Annotated in this window: 32 protein-coding genes and 1 tRNA gene; 17 read left to right on the top strand and 16 right to left on the bottom strand. The window is 57.7% G+C overall.

Annotation, left to right across the window (positions count from 1 at the left end; translation table 11 throughout):
- Positions 1-6: 6 nt before the first annotated feature.
- From ACR0EK_RS09650 to nthA, 3 genes are read right to left on the bottom strand one after another with little or no spacing between them, the layout of a single operon-like run.
- Positions 7-336 (bottom strand): nitrile hydratase accessory protein, encoded by a 330-nt coding sequence (locus ACR0EK_RS09650; RefSeq protein WP_480481538.1) that lies wholly within the window; start codon positions 334-336, stop codon positions 7-9.
- Entirely contained in the window at positions 333-1010 is a 678-nt protein-coding gene (nthB, locus tag ACR0EK_RS09645; protein WP_480967769.1) for a nitrile hydratase subunit beta, read from the bottom strand. The genes ACR0EK_RS09650 and nthB overlap by 4 nt, the downstream gene beginning before the upstream one ends.
- Entirely contained in the window at positions 1007-1621 is a 615-nt protein-coding gene (gene nthA / locus ACR0EK_RS09640; RefSeq protein WP_480481542.1) for a nitrile hydratase subunit alpha, read from the bottom strand. The genes nthB and nthA overlap by 4 nt, the downstream gene beginning before the upstream one ends.
- Positions 1622-1771: 150 nt before the next feature.
- On the opposite strand from nthA, the gene secG reads away from it, so the two are divergent.
- From secG to ACR0EK_RS09585, 11 genes are all read left to right on the top strand, one after another.
- On the top strand, positions 1772-2131 hold the full coding sequence (secG, locus tag ACR0EK_RS09635; RefSeq protein WP_480773610.1) for a preprotein translocase subunit SecG: 360 nt from the start codon (positions 1772-1774) through the stop codon (positions 2129-2131).
- A gap of 160 nt (positions 2132-2291) precedes the next feature.
- Positions 2292-3935 carry a CTP synthase gene (locus ACR0EK_RS09630; RefSeq protein ID WP_480481546.1) on the top strand — a complete coding sequence of 548 codons (1644 nt, stop codon included), beginning with the start codon at positions 2292-2294 and terminating at the stop codon, positions 3933-3935.
- A 112-nt stretch (positions 3936-4047) separates the two neighbouring features.
- Positions 4048-4530 (top strand): bacterioferritin, encoded by a 483-nt coding sequence (locus ACR0EK_RS09625; RefSeq protein WP_267365948.1) that lies wholly within the window; start codon positions 4048-4050, stop codon positions 4528-4530.
- 160 nt (positions 4531-4690) lie between these two features.
- Positions 4691-5461, top strand: a complete 771-nt coding sequence (locus ACR0EK_RS09620; protein WP_480899595.1) for an isocitrate lyase/PEP mutase family protein — start codon at positions 4691-4693, stop codon at positions 5459-5461.
- A gap of 180 nt (positions 5462-5641) precedes the next feature.
- Complete coding sequence (locus ACR0EK_RS09615; protein WP_209504295.1) at positions 5642-6091, top strand: tellurite resistance TerB family protein; 450 nt, start codon at positions 5642-5644, stop codon at positions 6089-6091.
- Between the two features lie 20 nt (positions 6092-6111).
- Positions 6112-6549 carry a tellurite resistance TerB family protein gene (locus tag ACR0EK_RS09610; RefSeq protein ID WP_209504296.1) on the top strand — a complete coding sequence of 146 codons (438 nt, stop codon included), beginning with the start codon at positions 6112-6114 and terminating at the stop codon, positions 6547-6549.
- Positions 6546-7295, top strand: a complete 750-nt coding sequence (locus ACR0EK_RS09605; protein WP_480899593.1) for a phosphate/phosphite/phosphonate ABC transporter substrate-binding protein — start codon at positions 6546-6548, stop codon at positions 7293-7295. The genes ACR0EK_RS09610 and ACR0EK_RS09605 overlap by 4 nt, the downstream gene beginning before the upstream one ends.
- Before the next feature lie 128 nt (positions 7296-7423).
- Positions 7424-8200 (top strand): ABC transporter ATP-binding protein, encoded by a 777-nt coding sequence (locus ACR0EK_RS09600; protein ID WP_267365283.1) that lies wholly within the window; start codon positions 7424-7426, stop codon positions 8198-8200.
- 34 nt (positions 8201-8234) lie between these two features.
- A complete protein-coding gene (locus ACR0EK_RS09595) occupies positions 8235-8984 on the top strand; it encodes a transporter substrate-binding domain-containing protein (protein ID WP_267365285.1) in 750 nt (249 codons plus the stop codon).
- Positions 8985-9063: 79 nt separating this feature from the next.
- Entirely contained in the window at positions 9064-9951 is an 888-nt protein-coding gene (locus ACR0EK_RS09590) for an ABC transporter permease (protein ID WP_480481688.1), read from the top strand.
- 91 nt (positions 9952-10042) lie between these two features.
- Positions 10043-10849 (top strand): ABC transporter permease, encoded by an 807-nt coding sequence (locus ACR0EK_RS09585; RefSeq protein WP_209595834.1) that lies wholly within the window; start codon positions 10043-10045, stop codon positions 10847-10849.
- Between the two features lie 92 nt (positions 10850-10941).
- Here the strand turns inward: ACR0EK_RS09585 and ACR0EK_RS09580 are convergent.
- A tRNA-His gene (locus ACR0EK_RS09580) sits at positions 10942-11018 on the bottom strand.
- A gap of 48 nt (positions 11019-11066) precedes the next feature.
- Entirely contained in the window at positions 11067-11549 is a 483-nt protein-coding gene (locus tag ACR0EK_RS09575) for a GNAT family N-acetyltransferase (protein ID WP_480486055.1), read from the bottom strand.
- 77 nt (positions 11550-11626) lie between these two features.
- Here ACR0EK_RS09575 and ACR0EK_RS09570 point away from each other — a divergent pair, with 77 nt between their 5' ends.
- The gene (locus tag ACR0EK_RS09570) at positions 11627-11815 is read left to right on the top strand and encodes a DUF6324 family protein (protein WP_117869403.1); all 189 of its coding nucleotides are present in this window, start codon (positions 11627-11629) and stop codon (positions 11813-11815) included.
- A gap of 4 nt (positions 11816-11819) precedes the next feature.
- Here the strand turns inward: ACR0EK_RS09570 and ACR0EK_RS09565 are convergent, their stop codons facing one another.
- A complete protein-coding gene (locus ACR0EK_RS09565) occupies positions 11820-12251 on the bottom strand; it encodes an MmcB family DNA repair protein (RefSeq protein ID WP_209504302.1) in 432 nt (143 codons plus the stop codon).
- A gap of 114 nt (positions 12252-12365) precedes the next feature.
- Here ACR0EK_RS09565 and ACR0EK_RS09560 point away from each other — a divergent pair, with 114 nt between their 5' ends.
- Together ACR0EK_RS09560 and ACR0EK_RS09555 are read left to right on the top strand one after the other, a co-directional pair.
- A complete protein-coding gene (locus tag ACR0EK_RS09560; protein WP_480899657.1) occupies positions 12366-12686 on the top strand; it encodes an ArsR/SmtB family transcription factor in 321 nt (106 codons plus the stop codon).
- Positions 12683-13108 carry an SRPBCC family protein gene (locus ACR0EK_RS09555; protein ID WP_480899587.1) on the top strand — a complete coding sequence of 142 codons (426 nt, stop codon included), beginning with the start codon at positions 12683-12685 and terminating at the stop codon, positions 13106-13108. Before ACR0EK_RS09560 ends, ACR0EK_RS09555 begins: the two co-directional genes overlap by 4 nt.
- A gap of 387 nt (positions 13109-13495) precedes the next feature.
- Here the strand turns inward: ACR0EK_RS09555 and ACR0EK_RS09550 are convergent, their stop codons facing one another.
- The 6 genes from ACR0EK_RS09550 to ACR0EK_RS09525 all read right to left on the bottom strand — a co-directional run bounded on the left by ACR0EK_RS09550 (position 13496) and on the right by ACR0EK_RS09525 (position 18139).
- The gene (locus ACR0EK_RS09550; protein ID WP_480899585.1) at positions 13496-14662 is read right to left on the bottom strand and encodes an adenylate/guanylate cyclase domain-containing protein; all 1167 of its coding nucleotides are present in this window, start codon (positions 14660-14662) and stop codon (positions 13496-13498) included.
- Positions 14663-14927: 265 nt separating this feature from the next.
- Positions 14928-15233, bottom strand: a complete 306-nt coding sequence (locus ACR0EK_RS09545; RefSeq protein ID WP_480481563.1) for a hypothetical protein — start codon at positions 15231-15233, stop codon at positions 14928-14930.
- Between the two features lie 59 nt (positions 15234-15292).
- Positions 15293-15775: a transcription antitermination factor NusB gene (gene nusB, locus ACR0EK_RS09540; RefSeq protein ID WP_480481565.1), complete on the bottom strand. Its 483-nt coding sequence runs from the start codon at positions 15773-15775 to the stop codon at positions 15293-15295.
- Positions 15772-16323: a 6,7-dimethyl-8-ribityllumazine synthase gene (locus tag ACR0EK_RS09535; RefSeq protein WP_209504307.1), complete on the bottom strand. Its 552-nt coding sequence runs from the start codon at positions 16321-16323 to the stop codon at positions 15772-15774. The genes nusB and ACR0EK_RS09535 overlap by 4 nt, the downstream gene beginning before the upstream one ends.
- A gap of 2 nt (positions 16324-16325) precedes the next feature.
- Positions 16326-17447 carry a 3,4-dihydroxy-2-butanone-4-phosphate synthase gene (gene ribB / locus ACR0EK_RS09530; RefSeq protein WP_267365297.1) on the bottom strand — a complete coding sequence of 374 codons (1122 nt, stop codon included), beginning with the start codon at positions 17445-17447 and terminating at the stop codon, positions 16326-16328.
- Positions 17448-17551: 104 nt separating this feature from the next.
- Complete coding sequence (locus ACR0EK_RS09525) at positions 17552-18139, bottom strand: riboflavin synthase (protein WP_480583510.1); 588 nt, start codon at positions 18137-18139, stop codon at positions 17552-17554.
- Positions 18140-18280: 141 nt separating this feature from the next.
- On the opposite strand from ACR0EK_RS09525, the gene ACR0EK_RS09520 reads away from it, so the two are divergent.
- From ACR0EK_RS09520 to ACR0EK_RS09510, 3 genes are all read left to right on the top strand, one after another.
- Positions 18281-19579 (top strand): capsule biosynthesis protein, encoded by a 1299-nt coding sequence (locus ACR0EK_RS09520; protein WP_480967768.1) that lies wholly within the window; start codon positions 18281-18283, stop codon positions 19577-19579.
- A gap of 80 nt (positions 19580-19659) precedes the next feature.
- Positions 19660-20793, top strand: coding sequence for a polysaccharide biosynthesis/export family protein (locus ACR0EK_RS09515; protein ID WP_480899581.1), 1134 nt, complete (start codon positions 19660-19662; stop codon positions 20791-20793).
- Between the two features lie 3 nt (positions 20794-20796).
- On the top strand, positions 20797-22797 hold the full coding sequence (locus ACR0EK_RS09510; protein WP_480899579.1) for a capsular polysaccharide biosynthesis protein: 2001 nt from the start codon (positions 20797-20799) through the stop codon (positions 22795-22797).
- A gap of 2 nt (positions 22798-22799) precedes the next feature.
- Here the strand turns inward: ACR0EK_RS09510 and ribD are convergent, their stop codons facing one another.
- The 4 genes from ribD to ACR0EK_RS09490 form a co-directional block, all read right to left on the bottom strand.
- Positions 22800-23900: a bifunctional diaminohydroxyphosphoribosylaminopyrimidine deaminase/5-amino-6-(5-phosphoribosylamino)uracil reductase RibD gene (ribD, locus tag ACR0EK_RS09505; RefSeq protein WP_480486068.1), complete on the bottom strand. Its 1101-nt coding sequence runs from the start codon at positions 23898-23900 to the stop codon at positions 22800-22802.
- Positions 23897-24367: a transcriptional regulator NrdR gene (nrdR, locus tag ACR0EK_RS09500; protein ID WP_267367325.1), complete on the bottom strand. Its 471-nt coding sequence runs from the start codon at positions 24365-24367 to the stop codon at positions 23897-23899. The genes ribD and nrdR overlap by 4 nt, the downstream gene beginning before the upstream one ends.
- A 120-nt stretch (positions 24368-24487) precedes the next feature.
- The gene (locus tag ACR0EK_RS09495; RefSeq protein WP_480486070.1) at positions 24488-24901 is read right to left on the bottom strand and encodes a secondary thiamine-phosphate synthase enzyme YjbQ; all 414 of its coding nucleotides are present in this window, start codon (positions 24899-24901) and stop codon (positions 24488-24490) included.
- A gap of 21 nt (positions 24902-24922) precedes the next feature.
- Complete coding sequence (locus tag ACR0EK_RS09490; protein WP_480486072.1) at positions 24923-25327, bottom strand: hypothetical protein; 405 nt, start codon at positions 25325-25327, stop codon at positions 24923-24925.
- Between the last annotated feature and the right edge of the window lie 31 nt (positions 25328-25358).

Raw genomic sequence — 25358 nt, 5'->3', positions numbered from 1 at the left:
ACCCTGTCATCGTAAGTGGACAGGTTGTCCGTGCGGAGTGGTCAGGTAAGCCTCTTCCCAGGCCTTATGCAGATCCTGCACATCTTTCGGCATGGCAGCGCCCTGTTCGACCAGCAATGCCTCAAGCGTTTCCAGCCATGCGTGGAAGTAATCGTCACCGCCATCCAGTTCCCGGGCAAGCCCGTTGCGTTTCAATGTCGCTGAAAAACGCGCCGCCCAATCCGCCCATTCGAACCGCCCGGCCTCGTTCAGCGCGACTGTGACGGCAAAGACCTGAGCGTGCCAGGGCTCAGCAAAAACCGGCTCGGGGGCTCCGTATGTGATGCAGTCGTTCATTCCGGTTGCAGGTAGCTTTGCCAGAGGTCCAGAACCACCTGGTCAGCGGGATGTTCGGGGGCGGCCCAGAGTTCTGATGCCGCAAAGACCACTGCATAAATCGGCTCTGGCGCCTCACCCAACCCATGCGCATTGGAATCGGGCAGAACATGGGTTCCGTGCAGGCGCAGGATTCGGCCCCTGGCACCGGATGCATAGACAGGCAGGCGCGTGTGACCTCCATCCACGAGGCGATTTGCCGCCGGTCGGACCGTGACAACCTCTTGCCCCACAGAATACAGCGCCGCGACATTGGAAGGCCTGTCCGCAGGCCCGCCTTTGGCCAGCGCAGCGGACACCGCTTCCGCCTTGAGTGCTCTGTCCGCCAAGGGGTGCGGTTCGTCGCCGCTCACGCCACGCAGATCATCCAATGTCAGAACACCCTTTTCGACCAGCAGATCGGTCAGACCGGATATCCATTTCTCATAATAGGATAACCGGGTGTAATCCTTCGGGGACAGGCGTTCGCGCGCGTGGCGCGAAACGTCGATGTTCCACTGCCCCAGAAAACCAGATGCAAGTGTCACCGCAAGAGCGCGGGCGTGCCAGTCTTCGGCAAAGACCGGCGCATCCTCTGTCTCGGGGTTTATCGGACCGTCACCGAAACGTCCTCCCATATCGTGAACGCGGGTCATGCGGGCACCCTTGGAAGGCCCGTGCCAATCATGCTGTCGCGCGTCACAAGCGCGGCAAGCCCCTCTTCGCTCATCCCGTCTGTGCCTACAGGGCGCATGGGCAAGACGAGATAGCGAACCTCGGCTGTCGAATCCCAAACCCGTACAGATGTGTCTTGGGGCAAGGTGACGCCGAATTCGGCCAGCACCTTGCGCGGTTCTCGCACTGCGCGGGCGCGGTAGGCGTCGGATTTGTACCATCCGGGCGGTATGCCCAGCAGCGGCCAAGGGTAACAGCTGCACAGCGTGCAGACGACCATATTGTGCCGGTCCGGTGTGTTCTCAACCACTACCATATGTTCACCCTGGCGGCCATAATAGCCAAGGTCGGCCACGACCGGAGTGGCGTCTTCAAGCAGGGCAGCTTTGAAGGCAGGGTCGCTCCAGGCTTTGGCAACAACGCGCGCGCCGTTTTGCGGCCCGATCCTGTTCTGATAAGTGTCAATAATCTCATCCAGAGCCGCCGGATCGATCAGCCCTTTGCGGGTTAAAATCGTCTCGAGCGCTTTGACGCGCAATGCGGGTTCAGGTGGTAACAGGGCATGCGGGTGGTCGTGATCGTCATGTGGCATGGCCGCAGCCTGCGTCACAAATCGACACACTGTCCAGTCCCTTTGACGTGATGGGATACATCAAAGAAGTTGATGCCAACTCCTGACTTGCCCCCGCTGGCAAACTTGCATAAGTACCACGCGATACACGCCACGCTGTACAGGACCACCATGGAAAACGTCGTTCTCATCATCCATCTTCTTCTGGCTCTGGGCCTGATCGCCGTTGTCCTGATGCAGCGGTCCGAAGGCGGCGGCCTGGGTATGGGTGGTGGCGGTGCCATGGCTGGTCGCGCAGCAGCGACGGCATTGGGCAAGGTGACCTGGATTCTGGCGGCCTGTTTCATCGTCACCTCGATCACGCTGACCATTCTTGCGGCTCAGAAATCTTCGGGCAGCTCGGTAATCGACCGTCTGGGTGTTCCAGCGCCAGCTTCGACAGAAGAAACCACACCGGCGATTCCGTCGGTTGATGATCTTCTGCCGCCGGCACAGGACGACAACGCGCCACTGATCCCGCAGGCGGATTGATCCACAAAACCTAGAAACCTGAAAGAGGACTGCAACAGCATCTTGCGGTTCTCTTGCGCTTTTGGCGCGAATCCTTTATATGTGAAGTCCCGTGATGCAGCGGTTTTTCGGAACCGTCGGGCAGCTGATTTTGACGTCTCACGGGAGCAGCCGAAAAACTATGGCACGTTTTATTTTCATCACCGGTGGTGTGGTTTCGTCCTTGGGCAAAGGGCTGGCTTCGGCAGCATTGGGCGCATTGTTGCAAGCCCGCGGTTATTCGGTGCGTCTGCGCAAGCTGGACCCCTATCTGAACGTCGATCCCGGTACGATGTCGCCCTTTGAGCATGGCGAAGTGTTTGTCACCGATGATGGTGCCGAGACCGATCTGGACCTTGGCCACTACGAACGGTTCACCGGAGTCGCCGCGCGCAAGACCGACTCGGTCAGTTCCGGGCGGATCTATTCGAACGTGCTCGAGAAAGAACGCCGTGGCGATTACCTTGGCAAGACCATTCAGGTGATCCCGCACGTCACAAACGAGATCAAGGATTTCATCGCCATTGGCGAGGATGAGGTTGATTTCATGCTGTGCGAGATTGGCGGCACTGTGGGCGATATCGAAGGCCTGCCCTTCTTTGAAGCCATCCGTCAGTTCAGTCAGGACAAACCGCGCGGCCAGTGTATCTTTATGCATCTGACGTTGCTGCCCTACATCAAAGCGTCGGGTGAGTTGAAAACCAAGCCGACCCAGCACTCGGTGAAAGAACTGCGTTCGATCGGTCTGGCCCCCGATATTCTGGTCTGCCGGTCCGAAGGGCCGATCCCGACCAAGGAACGGGAAAAACTGGCCCTGTTCTGCAACGTGCGTCCGGACAGCGTGATCGCAGCGCAGGACCTGTCGACCATCTACGACGCCCCGCTGGCCTATCACCGCGAGGGGCTGGATCAGGCCGTTCTTGATGCCTTCCAGATCAGCCCCGCCCCCAAGCCCGATCTGGCCAAATGGGAAGATGTGAGCGACCGCATCCACAACGCCGAGGGCGAAGTGAAAGTGGCCATTGTCGGCAAATATACGCAGCTTGAGGACGCCTATAAGTCGATTGCCGAGGCGCTGACCCATGGCGGTATGGCCAACCGCGTGAAGGTCAAGATCGAGTGGGTGGATGCCGAGGTTTTCGATACCGAAGACGCGGCCCCGTATCTGGAAGGCTTCCACGCCATCCTCGTCCCCGGTGGGTTTGGCGAGCGTGGCACCGAAGGCAAGATCAAGGCGGCGCAATATGCGCGCGAGCACAAGGTTCCCTATCTGGGCATTTGTCTCGGCATGCAGATGGCGGTGATCGAGGCTGCGCGGAACGCTGCGGGAATCGCCGAAGCCGGGTCCGAGGAATTCGACCATGAGGCCGGGAAGAAACGGTTTGAACCGGTGGTCTATCACCTCAAGGAGTGGGTACAGGGCAACCACAAGGTCGAGCGCAAGGTCGGCGACGACAAGGGCGGCACAATGCGCCTTGGGGCTTACAACGCAGTATTGGCGGATGGATCCAAAGTGGCCGAGGTTTATGGCGGCACGCAGATCGAGGAACGGCACCGCCACCGCTATGAAGTGGACATCAAGTATCGCGACAAGCTTGAAAAAGCGGGCCTGAAGTTTTCGGGCATGTCCCCGGACGGTCGTCTGCCCGAAATCGTGGAATGGGCGGATCACCCGTGGTTCATCGGCGTTCAGTACCACCCGGAACTGAAGTCCAAGCCGTTTGACCCGCATCCGCTGTTTCGCGAATTTGTGCGGGCCGCGAAAGACACCTCGCGGCTGGTCTAATCTCTGACTGTGTCGGACTGTCACCCCACGTTGTTTCGTGGGGGCTGACCTCTTAACTGTGTGGAGAGGCAGGTTTTCTGCTTTTGCATTTCACGGTTTCAGGAGATTTCCGATGAGCAACGCAACAACGATCACCAACCTTCAGCAAGCGCTTCATATGGAGCTTACTGCCGCGCACCAATACCAGTTGCACGCGCATGTTCTGGACGACTGGGGCCTTGATATTCTGGCCGAGAAAATGCGGGGCGAGATGCAGGAAGAGCTGGTGCATTCTGACGCCTTTATCGAACGTATCCTGTTTCTGGGTGGAACCCCCGAGCTTGCGTTTCAGAAAAGCCCGGCCGCAGCAGGCACACTGGAAGAGATGTTCGCCTCTGACCTCAAAGACGAGAGTGAGGCCGTTGATTTTTACACCAATGCAGCGCAACAGGCGGCCGAAGTTGGTGATGTTGGTTCGCGTACACTGTTCGAACGCATCCTGATGGAAGAAGAAGGTCATAAAGCCTGGCTGGAGACACAGCTGAGCCTTCTGCAACGTCTGGGCGAATCTGCGTTTAGCGCGAAATTCGTCTCTGGCGCTGCGGGCGACGCCTGAGACCTTGGTTTCAAACCGGTGGATGTCACAGGTGCTTTGCGAAGCTGACGCAATCTGTGCCTGTGCCGTCACCTTAAATTGACCTGGCTGGGTGCAAAAACTCTGGCCGGGTCATTTTCTCAGCGTTAGCTGTAGGATACGTGACAACAGGAGAGTTCCGATGACCAGCCAGTCCCAGAAAGCCGTGACCTTTACCAGCCTTCACAAGAAGGGCGATCCTGTCATTCTGTTCAATATCTGGGACGCTGGCAGCGCTGGCGCCGTTCGGGACGCTGGTGCCCAGGCCATCGCGACCGGCAGTGCCCCTGTTGCCATGGCGCAGGGCTATGGCGACGGGCAGAACATTCCACTTGAGGCCGCGTTGGACAATGTACGCCGCATCGTTGCGGCGATTGATTTGCCGGTAACACTGGATTTCGAGGGGGCTTATGCCGAAGACCCGCAAGGGATCGCGCAAAACGTTCGGCGCGCACTTGACTGCGGTGTTGTTGGGTTCAACTTTGAAGACCAGATCATCGGTGGTGACGGTCTCTACGATATCGCCACTCAGGCCAAACGCGTTGAAGCGATGTGCGACGCTTGCGCGCGCGCAAGCATTCCCGGCTATGTCAATGCGCGCACAGATATCTTCCTGAAGGCCGCAGCGGACACCCATGACGACACGATGCTGGATGAGGCCATTGCCCGTGCCAATGCCTATGCTGACGCAGGCGCCAGCGGATTCTTTGCCCCCGGGCTAAAGAACGAAGCCCTGATCGCCCGGCTTTGCGAATCCACCACGTTGCCGGTCAATATCATCGCTCTGCCCGGCACGCCGGATACGGCCACTCTGGCAAAGCTCGGGGTCGCGCGGATCAGCTACGGCCCGGTCCCCTATCGCCAGATGCTGGCCTGGTTGCAGAACGCAGCCAAAGAGGCGCTGACCTGGTAAACGCAGGCCTTTGTTTCTTAAGGACAAATTGAAACTCATAGATATTGGGCAATGATTGATTGTTGGCCGGTGTGTACCCGGTGCCGCGCAGCTCTGGTTCAGCGCGGGACACACGCAATACTATAGCAAGACCGGCATTTCGTGCTTGGCCGATCACGACCTGTCGTCTAGGTGTTTGTTATGTTGAAAAGGTTCTTTAAGGCGCTCAGACCGCCTCATCATGAACAATTGCCGGACCCGGATGCAGAACTTGCTCTGGGTGCTCTGATGGTGCGCGTCGCGCAGGCAGATCGCGATTATAAGCTGGAAGAGATCAGTCTGATCGACAAGATACTGGCTCGTCTTTACCAGCATAACGCGATTGAGGCGGCCAAGGTTCGGGCCACCTGCGAAAAGCTCCATGCTGCGGCACCGGAAACTGATACGTTCGGCAAACTGATCCGGGAAACCACGGACCTAAAAGAGCGGCTGGCAGCCCTTGACGCGTTGTGGGAAATCGTTCTGGCAGATGGCAGTTCGGACGAGGGCGAGATAAAGATCGTCGAAGAAGCCCGCATTGCCATGGGCCTGAGCTATAATGACAGTCAGGCAGCGCGCGAGCGCGTCCAAAGCCGCTTGGATGTGAGTTAAGCGCCCGCTATATCTTACCCATGTTCAGCGACTTTCTTTCCAGGCTCACACAGCCCAAGCCCGACCCGCTTGTCGAAGATGATGCCCGCCTGGCCCTGACGGCCCTGCTGGTGCGTCTGGCACGATCTGACAACGATTATTCTGATTCTGAGATGGCGCGCATCGACCGCATCTCGGCTGAACGATACGGTTTGTCCCCGTTCGAAAGCGCGGCTTTGCGCGCCCGTGCCGAAGATCTTGAGGCCGAGGCCCCCGACACGGTCCGTTTTACCCGTGCCATCAAAGAAGCTGTCGCTTATGAAAACCGGCTGGCGGTGGTTCAGGCGCTGTGGTCGGTGGCGCTGGCTGATGGCCACCGTACGGGTGAGGAGGATTCGCTGCTGCGTCTGGTTGTCAGCCTGCTGGGGGTCAGCGACGTGGATTCGGCTTTGGCCCGGCAAAAGGCCGCCAAATCTTGATAGCCATGCTTGGCATGTACGACATGCCCGAGGTTCAGGCCGCCAATGACCGGTTCTGGGCGTTGATTCGCACGCATCTGGGACATGGTCCGGAACAGCTGACCCGAGGCGCCGATGTTTGGCAGGTCTGGCTTGATCCCGATCTGGTGCTGGCACAGACCTGTGGAATGCCCTATCGCACACGCTTGCATGGTCGGGTTCAACTGGTGGGCACCCCGGATTATGGCCTTCCCGGTTGTCCTGCCGGGCATTATTGCTCGGTCTTTGTGGCGCGGCGCGACGACAACCGCACGCTGGCGGGCATGACAGACGGTATCTTCGCGTATAACGAAGCGCTGTCTCAGTCCGGCTGGGCGGCACCGATCACGCATCTATCCCGGGAGAACCTGCATCCTGTGTCGCTGTTGGAGACAGGCGGTCACGCGTTGTCGGCGCAGGCGGTCTCTGACGGGAAGGCAGATATCGCCGCGCTGGATGCGTTGACCTGGATGATGTTGCAGGAACATACCGATCTGGGCGAAAGCCTGCGCGAACTGGCAAAAACCTCTCCGACACCGACCCTGCCCTATATTACCGGACCCGACCAAAACGTTGATCAGGTCGCAGACGCAGTTCGAGCTGCGATAAACAGCCTTACCGAACACGACCGCAAAACGCTGCACATTCAGGATTTGGTCGACATCCCGGCGGAGGAGTACCTGTCCGTACCGACCCCGCCACCGCCATGCGCACAGCGGATAATCTGATGACCAAATTGTCCGGTGCATTTGGTCATTTTGGCTGTTTCCGACCCTGAATTTGCGAATTGCGCATTGCATTGAGCAAATTTTTCGGCCCTATTACCGCACCAACACCACAAACTACTGGACTGCCCGTGACAGAAATCGCTCCCGTCATCGAAATCAAAAACCTTCACAAAAGCTTCGGCAATCTGGAAGTGTTGAAGGGGGTGGATATCACAGCGCATGGCGGCGACGTGGTCTCGCTGATCGGGTCATCGGGGTCAGGAAAATCAACTTTGCTGCGCTGCTGCAATCTGTTGGAAGACAGCCAGCAGGGCGAAATCCTGTTCAAAGGCGAACCTGTCAAATGGTCGGGCGATAGCCATGGGCGTCGCCCCGCGGACCCCAAGCAGGTTCTGCGCATCCGCACCAACCTGTCGATGGTGTTTCAGCAGTTCAATCTGTGGGCGCATATGACCATCCTGCAAAATGTGATGGAAGCCCCCGTGACCGTTCTGGGCCGCGACAAGGCCGAAGTGGAAGACAGCGCGCGCAAATACCTTGAGAAAGTTGGGATTGGCGACAAATGCGACGCCTATCCGGCGCAATTGTCCGGCGGTCAGCAACAGCGTGCCGCGATCGCGCGGGGGCTGTGCATGGAACCGCAGGCGCTGTTGTTCGACGAACCGACCTCGGCGCTGGATCCCGAACTTGAACAGGAAGTGATCAAGGTGATCAAGGATCTGGCCGCAGAAGGGCGCACCATGATCATCGTGACCCATGACATGAAAATGGCGGCAGATATCTCGAGCCACGTGGTATTTCTTCATCAGGGCCTGATCGAGGAAGAAGGTTTGCCCGAAGATATCTTTACGTCACCCGAATCCGAACGGCTTCGGGGCTTTCTCTCCGCTACTCAAGCGGCTTAACTTCTAGAACAGAACCAAAACTGGGGAGTAACCAATGAAAAACCTGATTCTGTCCACTGCAGCCCTGGCGCTGACTGCTGGTATCGCGATGGCCGACACGGTCCGCATGGGCACCGAGGGCGCCTACCCTCCGTACAACTTCATCAACGATGCAGGTGAAATCGACGGGTTCGAGCGTGAAGTCGGCGACGAGCTATGCAAACGCGCTAACCTGGAGTGTGAATGGGTCAAGAACGACTGGGACTCGATCATTCCGAATCTGGTCTCGGGCAACTACGACACCATCATCGCCGGTATGTCGATCACAGCCGAACGTGATGAGGTCATCGACTTTACCCAAGACTATTACCCGCCGACCGCGTCGGCCTATGTCGCGACCTCTGACTCGGCAGACGTAACCGGCGGTGTCGTTGCTGCGCAAACCGCCACGATCCAGGCAGGCCACGTTGCCGAATCCGGTGCAACCCTGGTCGAATTCGCGACCCCGGAAGAAACCATTGCAGCCGTCCGTAACGGTGAAGCCGATGCCGTTCTGGCCGACCGCGACTATCTGGTGCCGCTGGTCGAGGAATCGGGCGGTGAGCTGGTCTTTATCGGCGATCCGGTTCCGCTGGGCGGCGGTGTCGGCATGGGCCTGCGTGAAAGCGACGGTGAACTGCGCGGCAAATTCGACGAAGCCATCACTTCGATGAAAGCTGACGGCACGCTGAACGAGATGCTGATCAAGTGGTTCGGTGAGGGCACCGCCACATACGGTACTGACGGTTCGGTCGTCACCAACTAAGACCTGACCAATCCCGGTCCGGTGCTTTGGCGCCGGGCCGCTTCCGGCCTAGCCGGAACAGACGTTGGAAAGACGCCATATGTTCTCGTACTGCGCTGATCCTGACACGCTGGGCACGTTCCGCTGGTTTTCATGCTACCTGACCAATGGCGTCCACTGGTCGTTCTACCTGTCTTTCATCAAGGTTTTGGCCTTGCTGGCTGTGACCGCGCCCGTCGCTCTTGGCTTCGGGTTTGCTGGAGCCATGGCGGCGCGCTCGCATTTCCCGCCCCTCAGCTGGTTGGGCAAAGGATATATCGCGATTGTGCGCGGCGTGCCCGACATTGCGTTTTTCCTGTTCTTCGTCATCGCGTTGGATCAGGCGTTTGAGTGGACGCGGCATAAGATATTGTGCCCGGACTGGACCGACCCAATCCGCCAGGGCAATGACTTCCTCGTTTGTCAGGCCGCCAAGCTGCCACTTGGAACCGCGCCTGAATGGGTGCATGAAACCTATGGGTTTTTCCTTGCGGTCATCACCTTCTCTATCGTTTTTGGTGCTTTCGCGGCCAATGTCCTGTTCGGCGGAATGCGCGCCGTACCACATGCGCAACTGGAAACGGCCGAAGCTTATGGCATGAATCGCCGCCAGACCTTCTGGAAAATCCTCGTACCTCAGATGTGGGTTTACGCGCTGCCCGGCCTGTCCAATCTGTGGATGGTGCTGATCAAGGCGACACCCCTGCTCTTCCTGCTGGGCGTCGAAGATATCGTGTATTGGGCGCGCGAACTGGGCGGCACCAAAACCTCGAAATTCACGCAATACCCGCATGGCGACTGGCGCATGTGGTATTTCCTGTTCCTGCTGATCTTTTACCTTGGCATGACCCGTTTCTCGGAACTTGGGCTTGAAAAACTGATGCGGCGATTGTCCCACGGACAGGCCACTTCCGGCGGAGAGCTTCTGCGCAAGGAGACCACGGCATGATGATCCGCGTTCAAGACCGCAACCGGGTGCCGCACGCGATTGCACAGCAATCTCTCTCGCGCCCGCAATCTCCTTTCCAAGGAGCCCGATCATGAGCTGCATCCAGACCATTCAGGATTACGGCCTGCGGTCGCTTGGCTTTGGCGAACGCCTGCTGCCCAAGACCGATTTCACCCTGTGCGAACAGTTCACCCTGATCGGCTCGGGCATGATCTGGAACATCTATTTCGGCGTCATGGCGCTGGCGACCGGGTTCTTTCTGGCCACCGCGCTGGCCGTCGGCAAAGCCTCGACCAACAAATGGCTGCGCAAACCTGCCGAATGGTTCATCTTTCTGTTCCGGGGCTCGCCTCTCTTTATCCAGTTCTTCTTTGCCTATTTCTTCTTCCTGTCGCTGAAGAAAACATATCCGATGTTCGACGCCTTCACCTCGGCCTGGCTGGGGGCGCTGATCGTGCTGTTCCTGAACACCGCAGCCTATTCGGGTGAGATTTTTTACGGTGCCCTGCGCTCGATCCCCAAGGGAGATATCGAAGCGGCAGATGCCTATGGCATGTCCGGCTGGTCGCGGTTTCGGCGGATCGTCTGGCCCACCATGCTGCGTCTGGCCTGGCCGGCCTATACGAACGAAGCGATCTTTCTGTTCCATGCCACCACGCTGGTCTTCTTCTCGGCCTTTCCGGCCTGGCAACAACGTGGCGACGCGCTCTATTACGCCAGCTATTTCGCGGACAAAACGTTCAACCCCTTCATCCCCTATCCAATTCTGGCGTTCTATTTCATCCTGCTGACATTGGTGATTGTCGGGGGATTTGGCCTGATCAACAAACGCCTGAACCGCCACCTGCCCACCGCCAAACGGGCAAAAATGCGGTTCAAACTGAACCTGGCGCGCTAAAGGACAGCGCGCCGTAAATTCCGGCGTTCAAGCCTACACTACGCTTGTAATACGCTTGGTGATGCGAACACGGACAGTCGATTTGGGGGGAATGGTACCGCCTCCCTGGCTTGAACAGGGGACCTCTGGATCCACAATCCAGCGCTCTAACCAACTGAGCTAAGGCGGCACTTTGTGAGGGGCGATGTACCGAACGCGCCGGGGGAATGCAAGAGGATTAAAGCCTAATTCTCCAGCTTTGTTCGACAAGATCGACGCCAAAGGAATGCACCGGTTTGCTGTCGATCAGTTCCCAGCCAAACGCCCTGTAAAGCGCGCAGGCAGCCGTATGACTTTCATGGGTCCACAAAACCATTTCCCGATATCCAGCCTCGCGTGCGAAGTCTGTACAGGTCTGTAACAGCCGTTTCCCCAACCCAAGTCCGCGCGCTTCGGGGACAAGCAGGAAGAGGCGCAGTTTGGCGGTTGTCTGGTCAACACGCACGCAGAAGATGCTACCCAATCTTTGCCCAGCCCGTTCAGCAATCCAGCCTTTTTCAAAGGACGGGTCATTGTTGGCAATGAACTCCTCAAGGATGCGCGCAACCAATGGGGCAAAGCTGTCATCAAATCCTTCGTCGCGCGCATAGAGTAACCCGTGCTGTCCAACCAGCCACGCGGCATCATCGGGGCGAAACGTTCTGAGAACCACATTTTCCATGTCTTATCTGACCGCAAAGGTGACTTGATTCTCAACCCCGTGCGCGCTAGCACGAATGCTCAGTCTCGGAGGCATAGATGGGCATCAATACCGAACGCGATATTCAGGCCAACCTGCAAATCGGTCCGACCGATCAGGGGATGGTACGCTTGTTCATCGAAGCCGACGGCATCGAGATTCCGATGGATTTCGACCCCGAGGAAGCCGAAGAAATCGCCGATGAGATCCGCGCCGCGATACAGGCCGCCCTCGCCGTCAAAGGCTGAGCTTTTACAAGCGCGGATCGCGCAGCGCATGCAGACGGCGTGCTGCATCTGTTGCAAATTTCTGGATCATCTTCTTGCGCCGCGCCGGGGCAAGCTTGTCCTCGGGCGCCATGCGCACGATCTCGGCATCATAGGCGTCAGCAATGATCAAGCCCGTTTCATCAGGTAACAGATCGGTCGGAAACTCGGTATCCACGGCCCAGAAGAATCGATCACACCATTCCAAATAGCCCTGCCATTTGGCATCCGATTGATAATCGGCACGGCTGGATTTGCATTCGATCACCCAAATCTCACCTTTGGGACCCAGCCCCATCACATCGACACGCAAACCACGTGCCGGAACGAATTCTTCAACAGAAACAAAACCATGCGCGGCAAGGTGGCGTGCGACGCCACGCGCCAGTTTCTGTCCGGGCTGCAAATCTAACAACATACCCCAAATGTGAACAATTGGTGAACAAAAGTAAAGTGCTCCATCGCGCTTGACATGACACCATTAGGTATCGCATTAATATGATACCAAATGGTATCTCTTCTGGGGTTGCTTATGGATAACCAAACTCAAAACGCGTTCCGAGCGCTGGCCGATCCCACACGTAGGGACATTGTACAATTGCTTTCGTCTCAGGACATGACCATCGGGCAGTTGACAGACCAGTTCGACATGACCCGGGCCGCGGTCAAAAAGCATCTGACCGTGCTATCCGACGGCGGCTTGATCACCGTCGAAACCCGTGGCCGCGAACGCATTAACCGTCTTGAACCACAGGGAATGGCCCCCGTTCTGGACTGGCTCAGGTATTTTGACCAGTTCTGGGACGATCGCCTCAACTCTCTCAAGGAAGCTGTTGAAAGGAAATCGAAATGACCGATGCAGTTCTGAAGAAATCGATCTATCTGAGGGCCGAGCCGGAAACGGTTTGGGCTTATCTTACAGACCCGGATCGCCTGGCGGAATGGTTCCACAAACCGAAACATCCTCTGACCGCGGGTCAAAAGCTGGAGATGTTTGGCACAACAAGCGGCGACCTGTTGATCTGGGGTGAGGTTCGCGTTGCCAACCCTCCAAAATATCTGGAATACACGTTCACCGTAAAACCGATGGGCGACGCGGTGAGCGTCGTCAAGTGGACCCTGGAACCCGTCGCAGGCGGGACGCGCCTTGACCTGCGGCATGAAGGCCTGCCGCAGGGGGCCGATGCCTTTGGCCTGATCCTGGCGCTGGACAAGGGTTGGGACGAGCACTTTGGCAAGATGCGCACGGCATTGCACGAAACTGTTGATGCCTGACCCCTTGTGCGAACCCGTCAGACGCCCTACTTAAGCGCGTGGCGGGTTCTGCCCTTCTTGTGACAGGTAGCATTCTGGTGGCCTTAAGCAATTCCGAGGGGGCTGGCTCTGTTCAGGTCCTGGCCTGATTACCTGGCGCCCACCTGTATATACAGGTCCTCGGGAATCAAACCACACGGTTGTTTGGTGGTCCCGCCACATTGCTGAATTGGCTCAGAGCACCACCAACGTCGGTCTTTACACGCCTGGATGCCATGCAGATCAAATTAATCCGCTCTGATAGCCCAATTCTTCCAAAAGCAATGCTGACTTAGTGTACCAGCCTTCCTGTTGAAACATAGCACCCATTCCCTGGCCCCAAGAATATTCATGCAAACTGGTTCAAGGCTATCCTTCGATGAGAGAAAACAATTCGATTGGATTAGCAAGGCCACGAACTTCGTGAACCCCACAAGGCAAAAACAGATCAGGTGAGGTCCCAGCAATCGCTGATGTTACCAGCACTCTGTGACCGATAGACTTGGTTAGACCTTCTATGCGACTGGCAACGTTCACTGCGCCCCCGAGAACCGTGAAATCAAGCCTTCCCGGACTGCCGATATTGCCATAGCTGACTTGCCCAACATTGATCCCGATTCCTACATCCAAAGACGACTTATTAGCCTCAACGCGGCGACTGTTGAGCGTCGTCAAACCGGCCAATACACTTTGTGCGGCTTGCGCAGCCTTTCGGCATCGGTCGGCGTGGTCAACCTGAGTTGCGATGGTGAAGATCGAGAGAATACCGTCACCCATAAACTTGAGAACATCGCCGCCGTTCTCTTCTACGGATTGCACAACCAGATCAAAGTAACCGCTCAGCGCGTCAAAAACATCCACCTCGGGAGCGGCTTCCGAAAGAGCCGTGAAACCTCGCAAATCAGAAAACATGACAACTGCATCAACTGTCGTTCGTTCGCCCCGCTTGATCCGCCCATTCCAAACCGCATCAGAGGGCCCATCACCAAGATATGTTCGTAGAAGCCCCTTGGCTGACTTGCGCATTGTGACGGGTTCCAAGGCGGACGATAGAGCAGGCAGAGCTTCCTCAATCAATTCCAGATGTTGCGGTGAATAACCGTCTGGGTCCTGTGTAACAAATGTACAACCGTGCAGAGATCCATCACCATAATACATAAGGGTGGCATAGTAGTCTGTGCCACCCGACTCAGCGAATTCAAGATACGATGAATGCTCGGTCCTTGGATCAAGTTGTCGCAGACTTTTATGAAGTGGCTTTCTGTGCTCCAGAATGTACTCAAATGAGCTGCCAACATACCCGTCTGTCGACATCGTTTCATGAGTTACGTCGTAGCTGTCGGTCCGGTCAGGGGTCCAGACTATCCCCCATGCAATAAGTAACGGATTGGCGAACCGCTGACCAATATTGACTCGCCAGAGTGGAACGCCTTCGTCAACTAATGACGAGCAGAAATGAGAAACTACTTTCACGGGGTCGCCTGAGCGGCGTCCTTCGGTAATCATCCAGTCGGTTAATTGTGGTACGGAGGCCATGTTGTCAAACTAGTCGCTTGGACAAGATGATCAAAGTCCCTTCCTATTAGCAGGTTATTCAAAGCGCTATATTGAAGGAATATGTTCAGACCAAGGCCCCAGATACGCCATTCTGAATATCCGCGATAGGCTGAAATCAACCGCATACAAACGTGACAGCGGCTGCATCTGCTTTGAAGCTGCAACAGTCAATGTCGGCGCAACCATCTCACGATATGCCAGAGAACCCATAAGAGGCTTGGTGTGATAAAGCCTGGCATCAAAATTAGCGTGAAACACTCGCCTCTTGCTTGATCGCAACTGGTTTCAAATCATCTAAAACCGGTGTTCCCCGGCGCGGGCCTTGCGGCTTTTCTGCCATGCTCATGATCTTGTAGGCGAACTGGACACCGGCAAAGACAATGCCGTTCATGAACCAGATCATCACCAAAGCGATAAGACCGATTTCCGAACTGGTTATCAGATGGCGCAGGTTTGCGACATTCAGCGCCAACAGGACGCCGACAAACACAGCCGAAATGACAAAGCCCCAGGCAACTTGCGTGATATAAAGGCGGATCAGTTTGGGCATGGCGAACCTCTTTGCGCTATGACATTCAAGTTAGCGCATATCTGGTTCTCGTAAAGGCGTCAGAATGCCTCGGGCTGTGCCTCGCGGGCCATATGATCCAGCACAGCATTGACGAATTTCGGCTCTTTGCCTTCCGGGAAAAACGCACGCGCAACGTCAACAAATTCAGTGATGACAACCTTTGGCGGCGTGTCGCTTTGGGTCAGCTCTGCCCCAGCCGCACGGAACAGCGCCCGCAAGGTCGGGTCAATCCGAGCGATCGGCCATTTGGCGACCAGCGCACGGTCCGTCATCTGGTCGATGGCCGCCTGATAGTTCACCGCATTGTCGACCAACGAGCGGAAGACACTGATATCACCGTCCAACATTTCCTCACCCTCATAGACAGCGCCAAAACGGTGATCCAGAAACTCATTCACGACAGCTTCGGTCGTTTGCCCGGACTGTTCCATCTGGAACAGCGCCTGCACGGCATAAAGCCGGGCGGCGGATTTCATCAGGCGTTTCTGGTTGGCCGGTTTCGGCGCGTCTGTCTTGGTCATGCTGTCGAGGGTCCGTTGCTGTCGCCCGCCACGAGGATGGACTCGGACGGCGGTTTGAAACCAACGCCCTTTTTGGAAGAGCCCCACTTACGGCTGAGCGCGATCAGATGCAAGGCCGCAGCAGCAGCCCCACCCCCTTTATTCATCTTTTTCGGGTTCGCGCGGACTTCGGCCTGCGCGTCGTTTTCCACAGTCAGAATGCCATTGCCGATGCACAGGCCCTGCAGGCCCATCAACTGGATGGCCCGGCTGGAGTCATTGCAAACGGTTTCGTAATGCGTGGTCTCGCCGCGAATGACGCAGCCCAGCGCGACGTAGCCATCAAAGTTGCACTGACGGTCGGCCATTGCGATGGCGGTCGGGATTTCCAGCGCGCCGGGCACCTCGACCACTTCGCAGGTTCCGCCCGCGGCTTCGATTTCGGCCTTCGCGCCCGTGATCAGGTTATCGGCAATCGCACGATAAAACGGCGCCGCCACGATCAGCAGCTTGACCGGCTTGTCAAATGTCGGTGTCGGCAGAACGCCATGTTCGTCTTGAGCAGCCATGATCAGTCTTCCTTCAAAATCGAACGGGTACCGACGATGGACAGGCCAAACGCGTCAAGCCCCAGATATACGGTTTCTGGCGAGTCGGTCAGCAGAACCAGTTCCTGAATTCCCATCTTGGACAGGATCTGGGCCCCCAGACCGGTTTGTTTAATGGTGCGCGGCCCCTCATCACCCGTCGCATATAGCGAGTTGCGCGGTTGACGGAACAGGCAGACCACGCCCCGTCCTTCTTCAGCAATCTTTTCCATGGCGCGCGGCAGTTCGCGCGAGGATTTCGGACCAAGACCCAGAATATCGGGGGCCTCGTGCAGAGCATGGGTGCGGGTCAACACCGGTTCGGGTGTGGTGATGTCGCCCTTGATCATGACCACATGTTCGATGCCATGGGTCTGATCGGTGAACAGCCGCATCTCCCACTCGCCGCCATATTCTGACGTCACCATCTGACGCGAGGTTTCAACCACCAGATTGTCGTTGCGCGACCGATAGGCGATCAGGTCACTGATTGTGCCGATCTTCATGTTGTGCTCTTGCGCAAATTCAACCAGATCGGGCAGACGCGCCATGGTGCCGTCGGGTTTCATGATCTCACAGATCACGCCCGAGGGGTTTAGACCGGCCAGACGCGAGATATCAACGGCAGCCTCGGTATGACCGGCACGCACCAGCACCCCCCCCCGCTTGGCGCGCAAGGGGAAGACGTGGCCGGGCGTTGCGATATGAGCCATCGTGTTTTGCTCGTTGATCGCAGTCGCCACGGTTAGCGCACGGTCGGCGGCAGAGATTCCGGTACTGACCCCTTCGCGCGCCTCGATTGACACGGTGAATGCGGTTTCGTGCCGGGACGAGTTGTTCACCGCCATCATCGGCAGCCCAAGTGCTTCGACCCGTTCTGCTGTCATCGGCAGACAGATCAGGCCACGGCCATGGGTGGCCATAAAGTTAATGGCCTCGGCATCGGCGAACTCGGCAGCAATCACCAGATCGCCCTCGTTTTCGCGATCCTCGTGATCGACCAGAATATACATCCGGCCCGCACGCGCCTCTTCAATAATGTCTTCGATCGGGCTGATCGCGTCGCGCAGCCGGGCCTCGACCGGGCCGGGTGTCTCAAAGCTCATTGGGCAGCCTTTCGCATGGCATGTTTGAACGGCGGAATAGACCACTGAGGGCACAAAGACCAGTCCACAAACGGCGCAGGTCTGTTCCGACGCGACGTATCGTATCAGGACATTTCGGCCAGACGCGCCACATAACGGGCCAGCGTATCGATCTCAAGATTGACCCTGTCACCGACCTGCACGTCACCCCAAGTGGTGACCTCTTTGGTGTGTGGAATGAAGTTGATGCCAAAATCGCAATCTGTCACGTCATTGACCGTCAGGGATGTGCCATTCAATGCCACCGATCCTTTGGGCGCGATGAACCGTGCAAGATCCTTTGGCGCGCGCAGGGTGACGCGGGTGCTGTCGCCGTCTTCCCTGATCGCGATCACCTCGGCTACGCCATCCACATGGCCCGAGACGATGTGACCGCCCAATTCGTCACCAACCTTCAGCGCGCGTTCCAGATTGACACGCTTGCCGACAGTCCAGGTGTCGAGATTGGTTTTCGAGACGGTTTCCGCACTGATCTGGACGTCATACCAATCGTCGCCCAGCGCGATCACGGTCAGACACACACCGTCACTGGCAATCGAGGCCCCGATATCGATGCCCGCAGTGTCATACGCAGTCCTGATCCGCGCACGCAGGTCTCCCTGCTGCTCCAGCTCGGCGACGGTGCCCATGTCGGTGACTATCCCTGTAAACATTCCGTTAACCCTCAGTTCCTAACCTGTGCCTGACTATCACCGTCGAGGTAAGGCCAACGGGCCGCGCGGGCAAGCCCTGCCTTGCCGTACACCGACCAAACGGGCATAGTTTTGGCAACAACAACAATACGAGCAGTTCGGATGCCGCACCTGCCTTCAAGGTCTCATGATCGGGTCTTCCTGTTCCTTCAGGGCCCGCACGGACCTTTTTTCCCGGCCTTGGGGCGTATGTTGCGCGCCACGGGGGCTCGGGTCTGGCGGGTTGGGTTCAATGCAGGCGATCAGGCGTTCTGGTTTGACAAGGCAAGCTACATCCCGTTTCAGGACAAACCGGAAAACTGGCCCGCAACACTGTCCTCTTTGATCGCTGAAAAAGCTGTCACGGATATTGTTCTATATGGCGACACCAGACCCATACATGCGCGTGCGGTCGAAATCGCGCGGTCTTGCGGAGTTACCGTTCATGTATTCGAGGAGGGGTATCTGCGCCCATGGTGGGTGACTTATGAGCGGGACGGATCAAACGGAAATTCCCGGCTGATGTCGCTGGACGTTCAGCAAATGCGCCAGGCCTTGGCCCTGTCCGACCGAAAGGCGCCCCCGCCCCCGTCGCATTGGGGAGACATGCGGCACCATATCTTCTATGGTGCCCTTTATCATTGGTTCGTGATGGCCCTGAACAGTCGCTACCGCAACTTTCAACCACACAGGGAATTACCTGTCTCGCAAGAATTCAGATTGTACCTCAAGCGCCTGTTTTTGATGCCTTTTCATCGCCTTCAACGAAGTGTGGCAACGGCGCGGGTCAGATGGGGCGGATACCCCTATCATCTGGTACTGTTGCAGCTTGGGCATGACAGCTCGGTGCAGGCTCATTCCAGCTTTTCGGGCATGTGTGAATTTCTTGAGCTGGTAATCGAAGGATTTGCGCAGGGCGCGCCTGCCCATCACAGGCTGGCGGTAAAGGAACACCCGTTGGAAAACCATCGCGAACCGTTGCGACGCCGGGCCCGCGAGATAGCCGGAAAACATGGCATCGGCGACCGGGTTCATTATGTGCCGGGCGGCAAACTGGCCAAATTGCTGGATGAGGCGAATTCGGCCGTCACCGTGAATTCCACCGCCGGACAGCAGGTCTTGTGGCGGGGCATTCCATTGCGCATTTTCGGGCGTTCGGTTTATGACAAGCCCGATTTCGTCTCGCAGCAACCAATCGCGGCGTTTTTCGCCGATCCCCACCACCCGGATGCCGAAGCCTATCGCTGTTATCGGCAATTTCTTCTGGAAACCAGTCAGGTACCCGGCGGGTTCTATTCAAGGCGTGGCCGCCGTCAGCTGCTGCGCCGCGCCGTGGATATGCTTTTGGACAGCAACGACCCCTACCAATCGGTTCTGAACACGAACGAGGCGCGAACGACACAGTTGAAAGTCGTCGAATGAAACGGGTGGTGTCTGACTGGAAGTTAAGCAACTTACCAGCTAGTCTGCACGTAACTACAAAAGACTGAGGATATCGGGCGGTGAAAGTCTCTCCTAGGCGATGGGTGCGGGGTGTGTCCCTTGTGGCTGCAATTGGCCTGCTGGCCGCGTGCCAGCTGCCAAAATCCGGACCGAACAAATCCGAAATTCTGGCCGGTTCAGTTCAAAACGGGGGCAACGCATATGTCGTTGAAGTTGACGACAACGTCACACGCGCGACGTCCGCCATTCCTCAGTATGGCTTTTCTTCCTCCTTCAGCAGTGCCCAGACATTGACCGCAGATACCGTTCGCCCTGGAGACGTGCTGGGGTTGACCATCTGGGAAAACGTCGACGATGGACTGCTGTCCGGCGAAACTGGTCTTGCGACCGCGTTGAACGAGGTTCAGGTCGACAGCGACGGATTTATCTTTGTTCCCTACGCAGGCCGGATTCGGGCGGCAGGAAACACGCCGGAACAGCTGCGCGTTCTGATCACAGACAAGCTTCAGGAACAAACGCCGGACCCGCAGGTCGAAGTGCGGCGCGTCGCTGGTGACGGGTCCACCGTCTCGCTGACGGGCACGGTCGCCGCACCGGGCATTTATCCGATTGAACGGCCAACCCGGTCGCTGCTTGGTATGTTGTCCCAAGCGGGCGGAGTCTCGGTCGCGTCTGACATTGCGCTGGTGACCCTGATCCGGGGCGATCAGAAGGGTACCGTCTGGTACGAGGACCTGTTCCGCAACCCCAAGCTGGACGTCGCCCTGCGCGGTGGCGACCGCATTCTGGTGGAAGAGGACAGCAGATCGTATATCGCCCTTGGCGCAACCGGGGGCCAGTCGCGCGTGGCGTTTGAAAGTCAGGATCTGTCGGCACTGGAAGCCTTGGCGCAGGTCGGCGGTCTGCTGACGCTGTCCTCGGATCCAACGGGTATCTTCATTCTGCGCAAGGAACGTCAGGATGTCGCCCGCAGTGTCACCGGACGGGCCGACCTGAAAGGGGATCAGCGCATGATCTACCTGCTGAACTTGACAGCCCCCAACGGCCTGTTCATTGCACGCGATTTCGTGATCCGGGACGATGATACGATCTACGTGACCGAAGCGCCCTATGCGCAGTGGAGCAAGTCGATCTCACTTATCGCAGGCGGTTTGACTCCCGTTGCAAACGTTGCCACGCTAACCGGCAATTGATGCATGCGGCCCGATCCCGACACGTCAGCCGGGAGCGGGCAAAATCGGCTGTTTGTTTATAACGGCGGCTTTTTGACCCAGAAACGTCTGAGACGAATTCTGTCGCTTTCGGGTTACGACATTCGACTGGGATTTCCGAAAGAAGGCGATTGCGTAGGCGTCTGGGGCAACAGCCCGACAGCACATCGCGGTCTTAAGATTGCTGAAAAACACGCTGCCCCGATTCTGCGGGTCGAGGACGCCTTTCTCAGATCTCTGCACCCGGGCCGGAATGGCGAGCCCCCTTTGGGGCTGTTGCTGGATCGTTCCGGCCTGCATTTCAATGCCGCCACGCCGTCTGAACTTGAAACAGCGCTGGCCACGCACCCTCTGGATGACACGGCCCTGCTGAACCGTGCCCGCGCCGCGATCACGCGGATCAGAGAGCTTAACCTCAGCAAGTATTCCGCCTTCGATCTCGATCTTGAACCACCCGATCCGGGTTATGTTCTGGTGATTGATCAGACGGTCGGCGATGCGTCGGTAACAGCAAGCGGAGCGGACCGCGCCCGGTTTCTTGAAATGCTTGTGTTGGCGCAGGAGGAAAACCCCGGCGCGCGCATCCTGATCAAGACGCATCCTGAAACACTGGCGGGTCACCGTCAGGGGCATTTTACCGATCAGGACCTGTCAGACCGGATAACGCAGTTCAGCGACCCGATCAGCCCATGGCCGTTGCTTGAAGGGGCTGTTGCTGTCTACACCGTGTCCTCGCAACTGGGGTTCGAGGCAATTCTGGCAGGCCACAAACCGCGTGTGTTCGGCCAACCTTTCTATGCCGGATGGGGCCTGACGCAGGATGACAGACCCGTTCCGCACCGCCAGCGCAGCCTGACACGGGCGCAATTGTTCGCGGCCGCCATGCTGCTTTACCCGACTTGGTATGACCCCTATCGCGATCAGCTGTGCGAACTGGAAACGGTACTGGACACGTTAGAGGCAAAGACCCGCGCCTGGCGACAGGACAAGAACGGCTGGACGGCATCCGGGATGCGCTTGTGGAAACGCAGGCATCTGCAACAGTTTTTCGGGCAACATGGAAAGCTGCGCTTTACGGCATCTCAACCCGGCACACTGGACCGCCCCCACATGGTCTGGGCCAGCCAGGCAAGGAACACCGAAGGGGCGGTTCGGGTCGAAGACGGGTTCATGCGTTCACGCGGGCTTGGGGCGGCACTGGTCCCGCCATTGTCGCTGGTGACGGACGAGAGCGGAATTTATTACGACCCGACAAAACCCAGCCAGTTGGAAGAGCTGATCACTTTGCGTGAAACGTTGAGGCCGGATCAGGACCTGCGCGCGGAACGTCTTGTCGAAAACCTTTTGGCCGCCGGCCTGAGCAAATACAATACCGGCAATCCGACCAGCACCCTGCCCGAAGGCCATCGTATTCTTGTGCCCGGACAGGTCGAGGACGACGCCTCGATCCTGTTGGGTACCAGCGCGGTCCGCAACAATCTGGACCTGCTGAAAACTGTGCGCGATGCCAATCCCGACGCGATCCTGATTTACAAACCCCACCCCGATGTCGAAGCGGGTCTGCGCGAAGGCAGGATCGATGCCGAGGCGATTGCAGACATTGTCGTAACCCAAACAGACCCCGCATCATTGTTGCCGCACGTGCAGGAAGTATGGACCATGACGTCGCTTCTGGGGTTCGAGGCTTTGCTACGCGGCGTGAAGGTTACAACTCTGGGCGCGCCCTTTTATGCGGGTTGGGGGCTGACCACGGATCTGGGGGCTGTTCCCGCCCGGCGAGGCGCACGACCGACGTTGATGGGCCTCGTCCATGCCACCTTGATTGATTACCCTCGTTATTTCGACCCGGTCACAGGGCAACCCTGCCCGGTCGAGGTTGCCGTTGAACGTCTGGCGCAGGGCACTTGTGCTCCGACCGGTCCGTTCAATCGAGTTCTGTCAAAACTTCAGGGCGTGTTTGCGACACATGCGCACTTGTGGCGCTAAACCTAGTCAGACGCCCTGCGCCAACGGTGCAGGATATCCCCACCCACCACTTTCGCTTCAACCAGTTCGAACCGTGGCGCGGCGTCCAGTGTCGTTAAAGCCAATGTTCCCACGGCAGCCAGACCTTCGGCTCCGATGGTCAATCCAGCGGTAAATCCGACCAGTTCATCCACCAGATCCTCGGCCAGCAGCGACGCTGCCAGCGCCGCCCCACCTTCGCAGAAGACGCTGGTCAGACCGGCTTGCCCCAACTGTTGGAGCAGATCGACCGCGTCAACCTGATGATCTTTCAACGCACAGGGGATCAGCTTTGCGCCCAATCCTTCCCAGGCTTTCGCGCGCTCGGCATCCGGGTGATGCGCATGGCAGAGCCACACAGGTGTCTTTGATGCCGTGCGGGCCAAATGCCCCATCAGGGATATATCCATATGGCGCGAAACCACAACGCGCACGGGCTGATGATCAATGCCAAGATCCCGAACTGTCAGTGAGGGATCGTCAGCCCGCGCTGTACCCGCTCCGACCATCACCGCGTCGTGTCGCGCACGCATGGCATGGACAACGCGGCGCGCCTGTGGCCCGGTAATCCATTGGCTGTGCCCGGTCGAGGTTGCGATCCGCCCGTCAAAACTGCTGGCCAGCTTGAGGGTCACGAAAGGTCGGCCCTGTTCGGTCTTCAGAAAGAAGCCCGCCAGATCACGTTCCGCCTGCTCTGCGAGGACACCGGTTACGACCTTAATTCCGGCCTCGCGCAACTTGGCAAAGCCCTGCCCCGCGACACGCGGATCGCTGTCTTCCACGGCTGCCACGACACGGGCGACACCCGCAGCAATCAAAGCCTCGGCACAGGGGGGTGTTTTGCCGTGGTGGGCGCAGGGTTCCAAAGTCACATAGGCGGTCGCGCCATGTGCGGCCTGCCCGGCTTGCGCCAAAGCCTCGGTTTCGGCATGGGGGCGGCCGCCCGGCTGGGTCCAACCGCGCCCGACAATCCGGCCTTTGCGCACGATAACACACCCCACCGCAGGGTTTGGCCAGCACATCCCCTGACCGCGCCGCCCCAGTGACAGGGCCAGCGCCATGAAACGCTTATCTTTTTCGCTCACTCGTCCGTCGGTGGCTGCGGCGGGCGCAGTTCGTGGACAAACTCCTCAAAATCATCGGCCGCCTGGAAATTCTTGTACACACTCGCAAAGCGAACATACGCGACGGTATCGATCCGCGCCAGAGCTTCCATAACGATCTCACCGATCTTGTGGGACGGGATATCCGTGTCGCCCATGCTTTCCAGCCGACGCACGATACCCGAAATCATCTGATCGATCCGCTCGGGATCAACTGGCCGTTTCTGCATCGAGATGCGGATCGAACGTTCCAGTTTATCGCGGTCGAAATCCTCGCGCTTACCATTGGTCTTTATGACAACCAAATCACGCAGCTGCACACGCTCATAGGTCGTGAACCGCCCGCCACAGGCCGGGCAGAACCGGCGTCGGCGGATTGCCACGTGGTCCTCTGCCGGACGTGAATCTTTTACCTGAGTATCGATATTTCCGCAAAACGGGCAGCGCATCCGCCGTCTCCTCGTCCCTTGTTCCGCCTCTTTTTGTAAGCGCTGCGACTTACTTATCCACAACTATAGGGCAGCAACTAGAGTTTGGGTAGTCGGAAATTTCAACCGCTAGATAAAGGGTCAGACAAGGTGCGCTGCAATCCGTCTCTGGTGTGGTGCCGTGCGGTGTTCAAACAGATATATTCCCTGCCATGTTCCAAGGCATGGGCGACCCTGCACCACAGGTATCGACAAGGATACCGGCAACAGCGCAGCCTTTATATGCGCTGGCATGTCGTCGGGGCCTTCATAAGTATGCCGAAGATACGACATTGCCGGGTGATTGGACGGCGGCACCAGCCTTTCGAAAAACGCCCGAAGATCAGTTTGAACTTCGGGGTCTGCGTTTTCCTGAACAAGCAATGAACAGGAGGTGTGGCGAACAAAAAGCGTCAGTAAGCCATCCGTCGCCACCTGCCCCAGCCACTGCGTCACCTCGGACGTGAATTCGTAAAGACCTGATCCTTGGGTCCGGATTACAAATTCAGTCTGCATTCGCGGTGTCTCGCCGTTTTGTCAGTCGTTATAGAACGGTCGATAGTTACACCTGGCATTCGCGCCTTGTACAGACATGCTGGTGCCAGGTTGAAAACCGATTGTAACAAAGCTGCTTGGCTGTGCACCCACATTCTGGGGCGGCTTGGTCGAGAACTGAACCGCCGTTTTACGACCGGTGGTGACGCTTGGCCCATACCCGCGCAACACGTAGATCCGATCGCGCCAGCCCGCGCCCAATGTACGCCGTGCATAATCCGCTGCCGCGCACCAGTATCCTTCGGTACGCTGGTCGCCGCGCGGAATAACTTCGAAATCGGTGGCGTTTATCGGCTCGGTCCGGTACCCGTGCGGTGCCGCGTCAGCCGTCATTGGAATGCTGAACGCCAGGGCGGCAATCGCGGCAAATGTCCGTGTATGTTTCATTGTCATTTCTTCCCTGATTGTGTGTCTCAAA

This window comes from Ruegeria sp. AE4, from assembly GCF_056542185.1.
Note: the sequence above shows the minus strand (reverse complement) of the source record. Positions and strands in the feature narration are given on the sequence as shown.